This window comes from Halorientalis regularis (genome assembly GCF_023698535.1).
GTDB classification, from domain to species: Archaea; Halobacteriota; Halobacteria; order Halobacteriales; family Haloarculaceae; genus Halorientalis; species Halorientalis regularis.
Window position 1 is genome coordinate 208562 of sequence record NZ_JALJCL010000008.1, and the last position, 15794, is coordinate 224355.

The 15794-nt window shown below is 60.0% G+C and carries 12 protein-coding genes and 1 pseudogene; 9 read left to right on the forward strand and 4 right to left on the reverse strand.

Going from position 1 to position 15794, the window contains the following annotated elements:
• The first annotated feature begins 1 nt into the window (after position 1).
• A complete protein-coding gene (locus MU521_RS12480; protein ID WP_092692704.1) occupies positions 2-1831 on the forward strand; it encodes an FAD-binding protein in 1830 nt (609 codons plus the stop codon).
• A 310-nt stretch (positions 1832-2141) separates the two neighbouring features.
• Here the strand turns inward: MU521_RS12480 and MU521_RS12485 are convergent, their stop codons facing one another.
• A complete protein-coding gene (locus tag MU521_RS12485) occupies positions 2142-4166 on the reverse strand; it encodes a PAS domain-containing protein (protein ID WP_175452873.1) in 2025 nt (674 codons plus the stop codon).
• Positions 4167-4223: 57 nt separating this feature from the next.
• On the opposite strand from MU521_RS12485, the gene MU521_RS12490 reads away from it, so the two are divergent.
• Positions 4224-4622, forward strand: coding sequence for a hypothetical protein (locus tag MU521_RS12490; protein ID WP_175452872.1), 399 nt, complete (start codon positions 4224-4226; stop codon positions 4620-4622).
• Between the two features lie 106 nt (positions 4623-4728).
• Here the strand turns inward: MU521_RS12490 and MU521_RS12495 are convergent, their stop codons facing one another.
• Both MU521_RS12495 and MU521_RS12500 read right to left on the reverse strand, forming a co-directional pair.
• A complete protein-coding gene (locus MU521_RS12495; RefSeq protein ID WP_245681183.1) occupies positions 4729-5505 on the reverse strand; it encodes a DICT sensory domain-containing protein in 777 nt (258 codons plus the stop codon).
• A 79-nt stretch (positions 5506-5584) separates the two neighbouring features.
• Positions 5585-7345: a globin-coupled sensor protein gene (locus tag MU521_RS12500; RefSeq protein WP_092693163.1), complete on the reverse strand. Its 1761-nt coding sequence runs from the start codon at positions 7343-7345 to the stop codon at positions 5585-5587.
• 212 nt (positions 7346-7557) lie between these two features.
• On the opposite strand from MU521_RS12500, the gene MU521_RS12505 reads away from it, so the two are divergent.
• The 7 genes and pseudogenes from MU521_RS12505 to MU521_RS12530 all read left to right on the forward strand — a co-directional run bounded on the left by MU521_RS12505 (position 7558) and on the right by MU521_RS12530 (position 15290).
• Positions 7558-9780, forward strand: coding sequence for a HAMP domain-containing methyl-accepting chemotaxis protein (locus MU521_RS12505; protein ID WP_092692696.1), 2223 nt, complete (start codon positions 7558-7560; stop codon positions 9778-9780).
• 116 nt (positions 9781-9896) lie between these two features.
• Positions 9897-10038, forward strand: a pseudogene (locus MU521_RS21645) (PAS domain-containing sensor histidine kinase); the annotation flags it as partial.
• Between the two features lie 91 nt (positions 10039-10129).
• Positions 10130-11647 carry an ATPase domain-containing protein gene (locus tag MU521_RS12510; protein WP_217630159.1) on the forward strand — a complete coding sequence of 506 codons (1518 nt, stop codon included), beginning with the start codon at positions 10130-10132 and terminating at the stop codon, positions 11645-11647.
• Positions 11648-11667: 20 nt separating this feature from the next.
• Positions 11668-13866 carry a PAS domain S-box protein gene (locus MU521_RS12515; protein ID WP_175452871.1) on the forward strand — a complete coding sequence of 733 codons (2199 nt, stop codon included), beginning with the start codon at positions 11668-11670 and terminating at the stop codon, positions 13864-13866.
• A 167-nt stretch (positions 13867-14033) separates the two neighbouring features.
• The gene (locus MU521_RS12520; protein ID WP_217630158.1) at positions 14034-14417 is read left to right on the forward strand and encodes a PAS domain-containing protein; all 384 of its coding nucleotides are present in this window, start codon (positions 14034-14036) and stop codon (positions 14415-14417) included.
• Between the two features lie 174 nt (positions 14418-14591).
• Complete coding sequence (locus tag MU521_RS12525) at positions 14592-14924, forward strand: sensor histidine kinase (RefSeq protein ID WP_250864801.1); 333 nt, start codon at positions 14592-14594, stop codon at positions 14922-14924.
• A gap of 6 nt (positions 14925-14930) precedes the next feature.
• Positions 14931-15290 (forward strand): sensor histidine kinase, encoded by a 360-nt coding sequence (locus tag MU521_RS12530; protein WP_217630156.1) that lies wholly within the window; start codon positions 14931-14933, stop codon positions 15288-15290.
• A gap of 394 nt (positions 15291-15684) precedes the next feature.
• Here the strand turns inward: MU521_RS12530 and MU521_RS12535 are convergent.
• Positions 15685-15794, reverse strand: a 110-nt coding sequence (locus MU521_RS12535; protein ID WP_250864802.1) for an integrase core domain-containing protein, incomplete at its 5' end; no start/stop codon positions are given.

Sequence of the window (15794 nt, forward strand, 5' to 3'; positions counted from 1 at the left end):
TATGTACGAACACGACGTTCTGGTCATCGGCGGCGGCGGAGCCGGATTGCGCGCGGCCATCGCGGCGCACGAGGAAGGTGCCGACGTGGCCATCGTGACGAAGCTCCACCCCGTCCGGAGTCATACGGGCGCGGCGGAGGGTGGTATCAACGCCGCGCTACGGGACGCCGACTCCTGGGAAGACCACGCCTACGACACGATGAAGGGGTCGGACTTCCTCGGCGACGCGCCGGCCATCGAGACCTTCGCGAAGAACGCCCCCGACGAGGTCATCAACCTCGAACACTGGGGGATGCCCTTCTCCCGCGAGGAGGACGGCCGCGTCTCACAGCGTCCCTTCGGTGGCCTCTCTTTCCCCCGGACGACCTACGCCGGTGCCGAGACCGGCCACCACATGCTCCACACGATGTACGAGCAGGTGGTCAAGCGAGGCATCGAGGTGTACGACGAGTGGTACGTGAGCCGCCTGGCGGTCACGGATCACGACGACCCCGAGGATCGGGTCTGTCACGGCTGTGTCGCCTACGACATCAAGACCGGCGAGATTGCCGGCTTCAAGGCCGACGGCGGCGTGATTCTCGCCACCGGCGGCCTCGGGCAGGCCTTCGACCACACCACCAACGCGGTGGCCAACACCGGCGACGGCCCGGCGATGGCCTACCGCGCCGGCGTCCCGGTCGAGGACATGGAGATGATCCAGTTCCACCCGACCACACTCCCCTCGACTGGCGTGCTGATCTCCGAGGGTGTCCGTGGCGAGGGTGGCATCCTCTACAACGACGAGGGCGAGCGGTTCATGTTCGAGGAGGGGTACGCGAACAACGAGGGCGAGCTCGCGTCTCGTGACGTGGTCTCCCGTGCCGAGCTGACCGAGGTCAACGAGGGCAACGGCATCGAGGACGAGTACGTCCACCTCGACATGCGCCACCTGGGCGAGGACCGCATCCTCGACCGCCTGGAGAACATCCTCCACCTGGCCGAGGACTTCGAGGGCGTCGACGGCCTCGAAGAACCGATGCCGGTCAAGCCCGGCCAGCACTACGCGATGGGCGGTATCGAAGTCGACGAGAACGGCGAAACCTGTATCAACGGCCTCTACGCGGCCGGCGAGTGTGCCTGTGTCAGCATGCACGGCGCGAACCGGCTGGGCGGCAACGCTCTGCCGGAACTGCTCGTCTTCGGTGCGCGCGCCGGCTACCACGCCGGCGGCCGCGACCTGGGCGAAGCTCGGATCGATACCGGCCCCTCCGCCATGAGTGAGGAGGAAGACGTGAACACCCCGATCTCGCCCGGTGCCGTCGACGCCGGCGACGAAGACATCGCCGCCGACGGCGCACTGGTTGACCCGTCGGAAGTCATCGACCACCACGTGACCGCCGAGGAACGGCGCGTCGAGGAACTCCTCGAAAAGGACGACGGCGTCAACCACGCCGAGGTCCGGGCCGACGTGCAGGAGACGATGACCGAGAACGTCAACGTGTTCCGGGAGGAGGGCAACCTCAAGGAGGCCCTCGAGGACATCCGCGTCGCCCGCGAGCGCTACCAAGACGTGTACGTCCGTGACCCCTCGCGCACGTTCAACACCGACCTGATCCACACCATCGAGACGCGCAACATCATGGACGTGGCCGAAGCCATCACGCTCGGCGCTCTCGCCCGCGAGGAGTTCCGCGGTGCCCACTGGCGTCAGCAGCACCAGGAACGCAAAGACGACGAGTGGATCAAGCACACGATGCTCGCCTGGAACGACGGCAACCCCGAAATCTACTACAAGCCCGTCGTCCTAGAAGGCGAGAACAAGACCTACGAGCCGAAGGAACGCTCCTACTAGGCTGAAGGCCGTGGTATTGCGCCTGTTCAGCCTATAACTGGGCAACCACCTTTCCGGCAAATCGCTCGGTGCCGCAAAGGGAGGCTGAAACAGCAGGCTATTCGAACGGGGCCGTCTACAGTACTCTGTGAAGTATACCCCTACGCAAATACGAAAAACACCGGGAACGGGGGGTCGATATATACGAGTCGGACCAGGAATGGGACGCTACCAGAAGTACGGGGCCGTAGTGAAAGCGACCTCGAGGAGCAACAAGTGGCTACTACGATCTCCTTTTTGTGATATATAGATTCCGACAGAGTGTCGGTGGTTATCGCTGTAATCGATCGAATAGCCGCTCAAAAAGCGTCTGCTGCGCATTTCGTAGATGATAGGAGAACGTCGACTGGGTCAGTGAGAGCGTGTCGGCGATCTCGGTTGCCGTACTTCGTCGCGGTGACCGGAAGTACCCACCGTACATCGCAGCTCGCAGGACCTGCTGTTGACGGTCCGTGAGTTCCTCCTCGAAGATATTACAGAGCACCCGTCCGACTGCGTGTGCATCCGTCTTCGCAGCCGGAGTGTATTCACGTTTCGAGACCAAGCTCGTTTCCGGGAACGACTCCTGCACGCGTGCCACAATCGACCCGATATCGGTACCGAGCGGTACGTCGCAGACGACTTCGGCCCGACCCTCAGTTACTGTGTCCGTCGTGACGACTGCACCCTCTGTGACTAGTGTCTGTGCAAGGGACTGCCGGCGAAGCCCGATTTCGACTTCGCCGCCGGGCGGCTCCTCGGTGTGACGGATCTGTCGCAACTGTGCGGCCCGGTCCGCGTCCTCCGGGGGATCACCGAGGGCATCCAACGAAGCGCCCTGTACGGACGCATAGTGGACGAGCATCTCATCCGAGGCCGGAATCGTGTCCATGATCTCGATCGTACAATCTAATCGTTCAGAAGCGGAGACAAAAAACGACGCCGAGTCAGTACTCTCGAAGGTGAGCTCGGCCATCTTGTCGGCGTGGAGAATGCGCTCTGTCTCGAGTGAGTGAAGGACCTGCCCAACCCGCTCACCGAAGGTCGTCAGGAGTGTTTGCTCGCGGCCCCCGAACGCCTCTCCACGGTGTGTATACAGGACGAGTAGACCGTAGACACGACCTCTGTGCTGAAGCGGAACGATAGCGCCACCCTGGAACCCGTGGTCCAGTGTGTCCGCTCGCCACCGCGCAAACCGTGAGTCGGATTGGGCCCTCGTAACCACCTGTATCTCGCCTGTTTCGACAGCGACCGCTGCCGGAGCGACCTCCGTCTGCGATTGGATCGGGAGGGGCACCGACTCGTCGGCAGCGACAGCACCCGACCCTTCCTGGAAATCTGACTCGATCAGTTCCGTGCCCGGGGTGTGCTCACTGATCCGTGCATACTGGTATTCCCGCGTGTCCGTCAGCAACTCACAGATGGCCTGTCTGGTCTCCTCGGCCGCGATTGCGCTGTTGAGAATCTCTTCGGCCGGCTGGAACGTCTCGATGAGCTGTTCGAGACGTTTGGAAACGGTGACGTCTTCCAGCGCGACGATGACCTGCTCGATAGACCCGTCCTCGCGCTTGACGGGAGCGACGTTACTCGACAACCACCGTTCGGAGCCGTCCGGGAGTGTCACTCCGTGAGTGAACCCCTGGATGGTCTCGCCGGTTTCAAAGAGACGCGTGATCGGATGGTCCTCACGCGTGATCGGATCGCCCGCCTCGTCCCAGATATCCCAGTCGGGGTGGGTGTACCCCTTTCCATCTATCCTGTGTCTGGACAGGCCAAGTAACTCTTCGGCACGGGAGTTTGTGCGAGTGATATCCCCCTCGGCGTTCAGGAGAATGATTCCAACGGGAGTCGTTTCCAGAACGTGATCCAGTTCCTGTCCGGCTACTTTCGAGTCGGTGATTTCGGAGAAGACGACGACGACGCCGTCGTCGCTCGGGTGGACTCTTGCTTCGACCCACTGGCCTTTTTCGGCACTGTATCGCTCGAAGGACGTCGATGACTGCGTATCGAGAGCCGTCTGGATTTTCTCTTCGGCGACGGTGTCGGCTGCTTCGGGGAAAACGTCCCAGACGTATTCACCGCGTAGGTCCTCGCTGTCTCGACCGAGAAGCTGTTCGGCCTGCTGGTTCACGTATGCGTAGGAGAGGTCGCTGTCGAGTACGGCAACGCCATCGGACACGCGCTTCAGACTGTCTATCTCCCATCGGTCGATTGCTGATTTGACGAGTGTGACGAGCGCCTCGGCCAGTTCCCGCTCGGTTCCGGTCCACGCCCGCTGGCCCGTGCTGGGTTGCTGGTCCGTGCAGACGACTGTCATCGAGACAGTCGTCCCGGTTCGTGTGCAAGCCTTCGCTGTCACGGTATCTGTAGTCTGATGGAACCCATCAGTTTCGAACACATCGTCTCCCACCCGGATCCTGGCCTCGGTTGTTTGCGAACGCCGGAACCACTGTGGGAGTTCGGAGACGTACGTCCGAATACTGTCGTCAATATCGTCGGGCAGGCCAGTAAAGAGTTCACGCGCCCGTTTCAGCGCGTTGAGCGCATTCGTTCGGTCCTGAAGTTTTCTCTCAGCCGTCTTTCCGAACTCAGTGTGATCGTCCGCCGTATCGGCTCTTTCTGGCGTGCGCCCTCCCCCCTCGAAAATGTCGCGCCACGCCACAGAATCGGCTGCGACGGAGTCAGCGCGATCCGACTGGTCGCCTTTCCGGTCTCTCGCCTGCCGATCCGGTTCTTCCATGACACACCATGGTTTGCGTTACGTATATATTAATCATCTTATTGTTTTCATATTTGTAGAACAACCACCTCGTCCTGCCGGGTGCTCGCCGACTTTCCGGATGCTGCCCGATGTCGGTACGAAGTCTCGCTTGCGACGGTCACGGGCCAGACAGCATGTCGTCGGTCGCGGAGCCGTATGTCTGATCGAGGTGAGCGAGGGTGAGATTGGCGAATCCCGGATCGTACGTCCAGACTCCGTAAAATCCGATGTCGTCGCTTTCGCGGGCAATTAAAGCAGTCTTCTGCGTATCGTCGCCACCGCCGTCGAAGACGACGAACCACGTTTCGGCGATCTCGGCCGTCGAAACTGCATGAACGTGTCCGGAACCGAGATCCGGTGGCGTAGCGTCGGGGACGCCGTAGGCGTGCACAGCGACACCTCGACGAGTGAGATCGGTGTAAACTGATCGTTGTTCCGCCATGACCGAGCACTGCTGAAACCCCGCGTGAATCGTACCCTGGCCGACCCGACGGGCACGGTCCTCGATTTCCCGGGACGCGTATAGCAACTGTTCCGTATCGTACGACGTGAATGAGGTCTCCTTGAGATGACGGAGGAAATCCCCGTACTCCCCGTCGGTAATACCGAACTGGCCGGCTCCTGTCGGCGCGTCTTCGAGTAACTCCCGGAGGCTCGCGACGTCAACGAGGGCGAGCACTTCGGTCGCGTTGCTGAGGACTGCGACGCCTTCCGGTTTCCCGGATGTCGTTCGACTGACAGTAATTCGCACGTTCAATGTCTCGAAATACGCCCTGAGTTCCTCGTCTATCCGCTCTGTCGAGCCAACGTTGAACAGACGGAGTTCCTTCTCGCGGTGTCTGATGTACTCGATACTATCACGGAGACCCATCGACGCATCAGAATATGACTCCATTCAGTATTCCTCCCTCGTTTCTATCTCCGGCGTCTGTTGTCGCTATCGGCACGACCCGTTCTCGGCTGGAAGCCCCTCATCACAGCAGGTCTGTCGGATCACGGTTCCCGATAGCCACCTCTCGCAGTTGCTCCTCGGAGAGCGTTTCGATCACGAAATCCGGCATGTCGTCGGGGAGGTCTTGCGGAATCGACACCTGCTCGGAGTCAGTCGTGGTGACGGTATCCCGCCCGCCGTCCGTCGCGGAGCGTTCACCGGACAGACGCGTTACTGACTCCTCCACTTCGGAGACCATCGCCGCCTGTTCCTCGTTCGCCGCAGCCAGACTCTCGATCTCCTCTGCGACGCGGTCGGTCCGATCGACCACCTCGTCGACCATCGACGCGATCTCTTCGGCAGCAGCAGCCTGGTCGTCGGTCGCGTCTGCGACCTCGCTGATTCCGTTCGCTGTTTCGGTGACAGCTTCGACGATTTCAGTCAGGCTGTCCATGGCGTCCTGAACCTGCTCGATGCCCCGATCAACCTGCTCGGTGGTGTCAGCGAGATTGGCCGCCGTGTCCTCGGCATCGGTCTGAATCTCATCGACCATCGTCTCGATATCACTGGCGTGTGTCTGTGACTCCTTCGCGAGTGACTTGATTTCGTCTGCGACGACGGCAAATCCTTCACCCGCTTTCCCGGCACGGGCGGCCTCGATCGACGCGTTCAGCGCGAGGATGTTCGTCTGTTCGGCGATGCCGTCAATCGCATCGACGAACTCGTCTATCTGCTGGACACGGTTCTGTAACGAGGTGACGTCGTCGGCCACGTCATTTATAGCGTCGCCAATATCGTCCATTACCTCAGCAGCAGTGTCGGCGGATTCCTTGCCCTCTTCCGCGAGGGTTTCGGACCGGTCGCTCGCACTTTCGACCTGATCGGCTGTCGAGGCGACCTCCTCGATTGTCGCCGAGAGGTTCGCTACCTCAGACGAAATCTCGTCCACCCGTTCGGACTGTTGCGTCGCTGCGTCACTGATTGCAGTGGCGCTCTCGGCGACATCCTCGGCGCTCGTCTGGAGGTCACTCACCGGTTGCTTCACATCTTCTTCGACGTCGGCCATCAGTCGTTCGTTGCGCTCGATCTCCTCCTCGAGTTGCTGGCTGTATGAGTGGATGTAGGTGTCGGTGACGACCTGCATGTCGAGATTGATGACTCGGAGAATCGCAAGGATATCCTGTACGGCGTCGTCGACCTCTTCTTCGACCGCTGTTTCGATCGCGCGACGCGAGAGATCAGGTCCGGGATTCAGCGCGTCCTCTCCCCCGCCAGAGGCAGGTTCGGTTCCACCGTCTGTGACAGCGTCGGTCAGGCGCTCGGTGAGTGATTCGACGAGGCGGTCGCCCACCAGCGGGAGAATGAGATCGTAGTAGACGCCATACTGGCCGAGGTAGTGTTTCATCGGCATATCCAGTATATCGTGGAGTTTGCCGATACGGGCCCGGTCCCGGAAGTAGTCCGTGCCATACTCGCCATCGGCAAGCGTCACGAGATACGCCGATTGCGTCCGCTTGAGTTGCTCTACGGTTTTTGGCGACCGCCCGATAACCTCGACTGTCTCTTCGTGGTCGGTCAGGTTGTCGTAGAAGTCCTCGGCCACCTGGTCGGCGTTGTCCGCGAAGTCATCTCGATACGTCCGAAGACGACGGACATCGTCGTCGGTGAAACCGACGAAATCCTTCCGCCACCGGATTTCGGACCTATCCAGGCCGATCTCGCCAACAAGCGAGTCCGCGTCCAGCTGATCGTTGAGGCCGCCCCGTCCAAAATCGTCTCGGCCGTACTGCGGCGAATCGGACATAGACGTGTGTGGATCGAACGCGAGCATAAGTCCCGCCTCTAGATACCGGCACACTACCAGGAGCACGACTCAGTCGGTGTTCTCGGCTGGGACTTCTAGGAACGCTTCGAACGGAGAAGTTGCCGATCGAGACGATGCGTGGTTCTCAGCCGTGATACTCATCCTGTTATCTAGAGTCACTAACTATTGGGTTGGTCGTGAGAGGATGTCGCATGCTGGAGACGGTGAAAATCGATCGGTTCGACTTGCGGCCGAAACTCATCCTGGCGTTCGTGCTCGTAGCGTTGCTGGTCGGTGTGACAGGATTGGTCGGGTACCAGGCCGTGGGCGCCGTCGATGGCGAAGCCCACGTCATCTCCGAGGACGCTGATGACATCGACGCGTCCATGGAGATGCTGGTCGCCGTCGAGGAACAACAGATAGCGGTTCAAGCGGCGCTGCTCGGTGAGGACGGGGCCAGAGCCGACTTCGAGGAGGCCAATTCCCACTTCGAAGAGTGGGCACAGCAGCTGGATGAAAGCGACCTGAGCGAGGAAGAACAACAGGCCTTCGCCGACTTGCAGTCCAGACACCAGGAGTACACGGCCGTCGCCCAGGAAGTGTTCGATGCACAAGCGGCCGGTGAGACGGAGCGTGCCAGACAGCAAATGGCAGAACTGGACCCGATACTGACGGACATGCGCGAGGACGCACACACGCTCGAAGAGCTCGCTGTCGAGGACAAAGAAGCAGCAGTCGCGTCGGCAGACAGCACCACAGCGACGGTCCAGTGGTTACTTCTCGGACTGACTGTTGTGTCGTTCGTCCTCGCGATCGCCGTCGGCCTGTTCGTGGCCGGACGAATCATTCCCCCAATCACCACGCTGGAGGAGACTGCACAGGCCGTCAGTGACGGCGACCTCGACAACGATCTCGAGGACCACGTCGAAGACGACGAACTCGGCCGGATGATCGAGGCGTTCAGTGAGATGCAGTCGAATCTCCGAGGCGTTTTCTCCCAGATCGGAACCGCAAGCCGTGGCCTGCGACAGGGCGATCTCGGCTGGGAGTTCGAGGCGGACTATCCGGGCCAGTACGGGGAAACCGTCGCCGATCTCGAAGCGGGTGCCGACGAACTCGCCGGGAGTTTCGAGGCGATCCGGGGTGTGAGTGACGACCTCCAGCAGGGTGTCATCGATCAGAATATCGACACCGACCGACCCGGACAGTACGGCGACGTGCTGGAAGATCTTGCGACCGGGACCACCCAGTTGTCGGAGAGTTTCACACAGATTTCAACTGCGAGCCGGAAGCTGAAGGACGGACACCTCGATCAGGACATCGACACGGACTACCCGGGAACGTTTGGATCCACACTGAGTGACTTCGAAGACGGAATCGACCAACTGAACACGAGCGTTGAACGCGTCCAGTCCATCGCGGACGATGTCGCAACCTCGAGCGAAGAAGTGACGAGCAGTTCGGAGGAGATCGAACAGGCCAGCGAACAGGTTGCGGAATCAGTCGAAGAGATCTCACGCGGTGCGGACACGCAAAGCGAGAGCCTCCAGGAGGTGGCTAGCGAAATGAACGACATGTCCGCGACCGTCGAGGAGATTGCTTCTTCGGCTGAGGAGGTGGCTACAACTGCCAGCACGGCCGTCGAACGCGGCGAGACCGGCCGGCAGTACGCATCTGAGGCGACCGAGGGGATCCAGTCGATCGAAACTCGTGCCGAGGAGGCAGCCACGCAGGTCGAAACGCTCGACGAGAAAATGAATCAGATCGGTGAAATCGTCGAACTGATCGACGAGATCGCCGAGCAGACGAACATGCTGGCACTGAACGCGTCGATCGAGGCCGCTCGTGCCGGCGAAGCGGGCGAAGGATTTGGCGTCGTGGCAAACGAAATCAAATCGTTGGCAGAGGAAGCTGGCAAGGCAACTGCCGACATCGAGCAGCGCATCGACGAAGTCCAAGCCACGACGGCGGATACCGTCGAGGGGATGCAGCAGATGAGCGAGCAGGTGCAACGCGGGTCTGACACGATCGAGGACGCCATCGAGATGTTCGACGAGATCGCCAACGCCGTTCAGGAGGCCGAAAGCGGCATCCGGGAGATCAGCGAGGCGACCGACGACCAGGCGGCCTCCTCGGAGGAAGTGGTCTCGATGGTTGACGAGGTCTCCAGCGTCAGTCAGCAAACTGCGGCCGAGGCGAGCAACGTCTCTGCTGCGACCGAAGAGCAGACCGCGTCCCTGTCCGAGGCCTCGGAGAACATCCAGCAACTGTCTGCGCTCGCTGAAGAACTGCACGATCAGGTGTCGGATTTCGACACCGAGTCAGGCTCCGGGCCTGGCATCGAGGCGACGCCGGAGTCGGCGGCCGCACCCGACGGCGGGCACCAAACATCCGAGACTGAGGGACGGATGCTAGATCGCGATGGAGAGGTGTGACTCCATGCCCTCACACCAAGTCCTCGCGTTCACACTTGGAGAGGAACAGTACTGTATCGATATCGAATGCATCACCCAGGTCGTCAACCGTTCGAGGGACGACCTGGCCTCGATCTTTCGAGGCGGGGTACTCAACCGCTGACGTCGGCACTGGAGTCGGTCTCAGTTGTGGCGGCACACGGCTGGAAAATCCGCGTGACCGACAGCGAGATGGGCGGCGCACGCTTCGAGATTACCGGCGTCGAAACTACACACTGAGCGAGAATATTTTTAGATTTCTTATATTTTTCCAGTTATCTAGACCGCCGGCTTATTTTCCTCAGGGCCCAGTCACGAGACATGATATACGATGCCTGACGACACCAGCGACTCGATGTCGGAGGAGATCGAACTGGTAGCGTCAGGTGTCCCCGAACTGGACGAACTGCTCAAGGGAGGGTACATCCAGGGCCGTACGTACCTCGTCCAGGGCGCCTCGGGAACCGGGAAGTCGCTGCTCGGCCAGCACTTCCTGCGAGCAGGGCTCGATGCCGACGAGACAGTGGTCTACATCCACGGTGAAGAGTCGAGACAGGATATTCTCGTCAACGCAGCACGACTCGATATCGACATTCGGGACGCCGAGTTTTTGGACATCGGGCCCGGGACGGACTTTTTCGCCGAGGACAAGTCGTACAACCTGGTCGAGGCGACCGAAGTCGAATCCGAGCAATTCACACAGGACATCAAACACGTAATCGAGGATGTCGATCCGGACCGAATTCTCATCGACCCGATCACACAACTCCAGTACGTGGAGCGGGACGAACACCAGTACCGCAAGCGATTGCAATCGCTCATCCGGTTTCTTCGGAACCGGCAGGTGACGACAGTCGCAACGCGAACACTCGACAGGGAGCGGACTCGCGAGACCACCCACGACGACTTCGAATCGCTCAGCGACGGCGTCGTCAACCTGTACCTCGACGAGCACGAGCGCCGGATCGCGGTCCCGAAACACCGTGGCCTCGGACAGATCGACGGCACCCACGGGCTCGAAATCCGCGAGCACGGGATCGAAGTCTACCCACAGAGCATCCCGAAACACGACAACCGAACGTTCGATCCGGAACTCGTATCCACCGGAGACGAAACCCTCGACGGGCTCCTCGGTGGCGGAATCGAACGCGGGACCGTCTCGTTTATCAGCGGTCCGACCGGCATCGGAAAATCAACCACCGGTGCACAGATACTGGCGGGCATCGTCGAAGACGGTGGGACAGCACTCGGATACCTGTTCGAGGAGTCTATCGACCAGTTCGTCCATCGCTCGGAAACCCTCGGACTCCCGATTTCGGAGATGCGGGCGCAGGAATCACTGTGGCTGACAGAGACAGAACCGCTCGTGCGTTCCGCCGAGGAGTTCGATCACCACGTCCTCGACCAGGTCGACGAGCACGCGCCGGACGCGGTGTTCATCGACGGGCTCTCGGGCTACAAGATCTCGCTCCAGGGCAACGAGCAGCGACTCGTTCGGCGGCTGCACGGTCTCACCCGGATCCTCGAGAATCGCGGTATCGCAGTCATCGTCACGGACGAGGCGGACCGCCTCACCGGCATCCCGGAAGCTACGAGTACGAACACCAGCTACATCGCGGACAATATCGTGTTCCTCTCTTACGTGGAGGTCGACGGCGAACTGGACCGAGCGATCGGGGTTATAAAAAAGCGGCTCGGGGACTTCGACAGCCGGTTCCACCGGTTCGCTATCGAGTCCGGCGAGGGACTGGTTATCGAAGGACCGTTCGACGCCGTTCGGGGAATCATGCAGCGTAGTTCGACGTATCCCGTTCCGGACGAATCCCACCGGACGACCGACCAATCATGACCGGTCAGTCGAGTCGCGAAATGAGTGAGAAACACACCGTCCAGCTCCTCATACACGGGGACAACGACCGGCAAGCCCTCGAAGCATTTCTCGACGAGCGGTACGACGTCATCGCCGACGACACCCTCCAGCCCGTCGATTGTTACCTCGTTGGTGAACGGATGGTACCGACGTATCGAGACGCGTTACGGGAGCATAAAAACGAGGTCCATCCGACGTTCACTCCCGTACTGCTGATCCAACAGGAGGGGTCGAGGGGAACTGTCCCGCTGCCGGCCGAGCAGACCGGCGACGGGCCCCCGCTCATCGACGAAGTGGTGGCTGCACCCGTCGACCGGACGACCCTGTTTCGTCGGGTCGGGAATTTGCTGGCCAGACGCGAGCAGTCGGTGGAGTTGTCCGAGCGCTACGAAGACGCGCAGACTCGACTTCAGCGGCTGTTCGATTCGACGAACGACGCGATCTTCGTGGTTGCCCCTTCTGGCGACGAGATCACCGAGTGTAATCCGGCAGCGTGTGACCTCGTGGGATATTCTCGTGACGAATTGCTCTCCGTATCCCCGACGGAGACGATTCACGCCGATAATCGCGAGCGGTTTCGGTCCTTTCTGGAAGACGTGCAGGAGACCGGGCAGGGATCGACCGACGACCTCACGTGTCAAACAAAAGGGGGACAAAAGCGACAGTTGGAGATGTCGGCTGCGACGCTCGGGGATTCCGAACAGTCACCGGTAATCCTCTCTGCACGCGACGTGACTGAACGGAAAGCGTACGAACGAGAACTCGAGCTGAAGTCTCAGGCGATGGACAAAGCACCCGTCGGGATCACCATCACCGATCCCGACCGGGAGGACAACCCGATGATCTACGTGAACGAGGGATTCGAGGCGCAGACGGGGTATTCTGAGGCAGAGGCGCTCGGGCGGAACTGTCGGTTCCTCCAGGGAGAGGCGACGCGTAGTGAACCAGTCGCTGAACTGCGGACGGCGGTTGAAAACGACGAACCGGTGTCTGTGGAACTCCGGAATTACCGGAAGGACGGCAGCCAGTTCTGGAATCGCGTCAGTATCGCGCCGGTGAGAGACGACACTGGCACCGTCGTGAACTACGTCGGATTTCAGGAGGACGTCTCCGAGCGCAAAGAGCGCGAGATGGACCTCCAACTGTTCAAAAAAGCTGTCGAAAATGCAGGGCATGCAGTCTTCATCACTGGCAGGGACGGAACCATCGAGTACGTGAATCCGAAATTCGAAGCCCGGTCCGGCTATACTCGTGCGGAAGCCGTCGGTCGGACGCCCCGCATTATCAAGTCGGGGAAACAGGACGAGGAGTTCTACGATCGGATGTGGCAGACGATTCTCTCGGGCGAGCAGTGGAATGCGAATCTCATCAATCAGCGCAAAAGCGGGGAGTTGTACCACGTCGACCAGACGATCTCGCCCATCGAGAACGACGACGGGGAGATCACACACTTCGTCACGATCGAATCCGACGTGACGAGCCGCCGGCTGCGCAAACAGCAACTCGACGTGCTCAATCGCGTCTTGCGCCACAACCTCAAGAACGGAATGACCGTTGTTCGGGGTCGGGCCGACCTACTCCGTGAATCACTGAGCGACGACGAAGCCCGGGCGCACGTGAGCGCGATCGAAGAACAAGTGACCGCCCTGTCGACGCTGAGTGACAAAGCTGGTACTGTACGCTCACTGTTCGAAGACGATGTATCATCTCAGACCGTCACTAACGTGACGGAGTTGGTCGGTGACGTCGTTAGAGGCTTTTCCGCGGAGCATCCGGCCGCTTCATTCGATTTCAATGATCCCGATCCGCTCCACGCTCGAGCGGATCGCCGGTTGCGACTGGTACTGGAGGAACTACTGGACAACGCTGTCATCCACAACGATAAACCGGTTCCCGAGGTGACGGTTACCGCCAGACCGTCTAGGGAAAAGCAGTCTGAAGAGTGGATCGACATCGAAATTATCGATAACGGACCGGGGATTCCAGTTCACGAGCTGAAAACGATCAAACGGGGTGAGGAAACACCGCTCCAGCACGGTACTGGACTCGGGCTCTGGATCGTTCACTGGACTGTCTCGCTGTACGGGGGCGAAGTCACTTTTGTGGACGGCCCATCGCGTGGAACAGGTATCGTAGTGAGTCTCCCCCGGATGTCCGCCGACGCATCCCATCGGGGAACACCCGCCGAACACCACTGACCAATGGAAGACACTGGGCCTTCAGAAGCTCGGAACCAGAAGCAGACGGACCGATATCGGACGCTCGTCGAAGAGTCGAACGACGTCGCCACGATCATCGACACAGAGGGAACGATAACGTACGTGAGCCCCCCGTCACACGAGTACTCGGCTACGAGCCCGAGGAATTGGTCGGGAACACTGGATACGAGTTCGTCCATCCGGACGACCGGGAACGAAACGCCGACGCGGTCGAAGCCGTTCTAGAGACCCCGGGCGAACCCCAGACGGTCGCAGTCCGATTCAAACACGCCGACGGGTCGTGGTGCTGGATCGAGGCCACGATGCGGAACCGACCCGACGACGACGTCATCGACGGTATTCTCCTCAACACTCGTGAAATGACCGAACGGAAACAACGTGAACGCGAACTCCGCGAACTGGCTGGAGAGTACGAGGCCCTCCTCAACAGTGCAGAGGACGCGATTTTCTTCGTCGATGTCGACGCTTCAGACGACGACAGTACGTTCGAGTTCGACCGTCTCAGTCCGGCATACGAGCGTCAAACCTGAATCACGACCGAAGAGGTCCGAGGAGAAACGCCTCGAGACGTGTTTGGTGAGCAAGCGGGAGCGGAACTCGAAGTAAACTATCACCTATGTGTTAAATCTCGTGAGCCGATCTCGTATCAGGAAGAACTGCGAGTCAACGAGGAGGCACGCATCTGGTAGACGAACCTCACACCGGTGCTCACTGACGGCCACGTGACCCGTCTCGTGGGAATCACCCGGAACCTCACCGACCGTGTCGAGCGGGAACGACAGCTTCGTCGTCAAAAGGAGCTGATCGACGAGTTTGCGAGTGTCATCTCTCACGACCTCCGCAATCCGCTCAACGTCGCACAGGCCCGCGCAACACTCCTCGACGAACAACGGGAGAGCGAACATCTGGGGCCACTCGTACAGGCACTCGACCGGATGGAGGCAATCGTCATGGACACGTTGACACTCGCTCGACAGGGTGAGACGGTAGACGAAACGGAGACGGTCAGTCTGACCGACCTCGTCGGGAAGTGCTGAGGAACGGTGGATACAGACGCGGCGACCCTCGAGATAGCTGACGAGACGACGTTCCAGGGCGATCGCGATCAGTTACGACACGTATTCGAGAATCTGTTCCGAAACGCTATCGAACACGGCGGCACGGACGTGACTGTTCGTGTCGGACGCGTCGATGAGGACACCATCTACGTCGAGGATGACGGGTCTGGGATTCCCGCAGAGAGGCGGAAAGAGATTTTCGAACCATGCCATTCTTCGACGAGTGGGGGCACCGGATTCGGACTAACCATCGTAAAACGGACCGTGGAGGCTCACGGGTGGACGGTATCTGTGACAGACGGGCCCGAAGATGGGGCGCGGTTCGAGTTCGTGATGTCTCAATAGGGGGCGTGGCCACTAATCGAACATCCCGTGTCGCCTATGCATTGAGACAACCGGTCCACTATCTGGTCAACTGCGGCCCCGTTCGTGTATTCTCAATTATGAATGACAATGACTTCCGCACCAATCTTCCGTTCTCGGAATACCGCCCAAAAAATAACAGATCGGGCGTTCATCTGCTATCCGGCTCCGTGTTTTAGCGCGGCTCCGTTAGGTCGCCCGTCGAAACGCGGCTGGCTCCGATTAGCGATATCTACTCCTGACTCAGCCCATCGAAATTCATCGAAATAGGGGGTTATTTTACCCTCGCTTGTGCAAGAGTCGGCTTGTTTCGTGAAGACTTCGTCGATTGCGTCGTAGAGAGCGTGTCATAGAACGGTCCCCACGGTGGCACTGTCTAGTTCTGGATCTGCTCAGCTGGCGTCTGTCCATCGAGTGCTTGATTCGGTCGTTCGTGGTTGTAGTGGTGTCTAAAGCGTCGTAACCACTGTTTCGCGCTTGTCTGAC

Excerpts from the sequence above, each read along its gene's own strand:
- MU521_RS12500 (WP_092693163.1), bottom strand. The coding sequence starts at position 7,345 with ATGTCCGATTCGCCGCAGTACGGCCGAGACGATTTTGGACGGGGCGGC.
- MU521_RS12505 (WP_092692696.1), top strand. The coding sequence starts at position 7,558 with ATGCTGGAGACGGTGAAAATCGATCGGTTCGACTTGCGGCCGAAACTC.
- MU521_RS12515 (WP_175452871.1), top strand. The coding sequence starts at position 11,668 with ATGAGTGAGAAACACACCGTCCAGCTCCTCATACACGGGGACAACGAC.
- MU521_RS12510 (WP_217630159.1), top strand. The coding sequence starts at position 10,130 with ATGCCTGACGACACCAGCGACTCGATGTCGGAGGAGATCGAACTGGTA.
- MU521_RS12495 (WP_245681183.1), bottom strand. The coding sequence starts at position 5,505 with ATGGAGTCATATTCTGATGCGTCGATGGGTCTCCGTGATAGTATCGAG.
- MU521_RS12490 (WP_175452872.1), top strand. The coding sequence starts at position 4,224 with ATGGAACCCATCAGTTTCGAACACATCGTCTCCCACCCGGATCCTGGC.
- MU521_RS12480 (WP_092692704.1), top strand. The coding sequence starts at position 2 with ATGTACGAACACGACGTTCTGGTCATCGGCGGCGGCGGAGCCGGATTG.
- MU521_RS12485 (WP_175452873.1), bottom strand. The coding sequence starts at position 4,166 with ATGACAGTCGTCTGCACGGACCAGCAACCCAGCACGGGCCAGCGGGCG.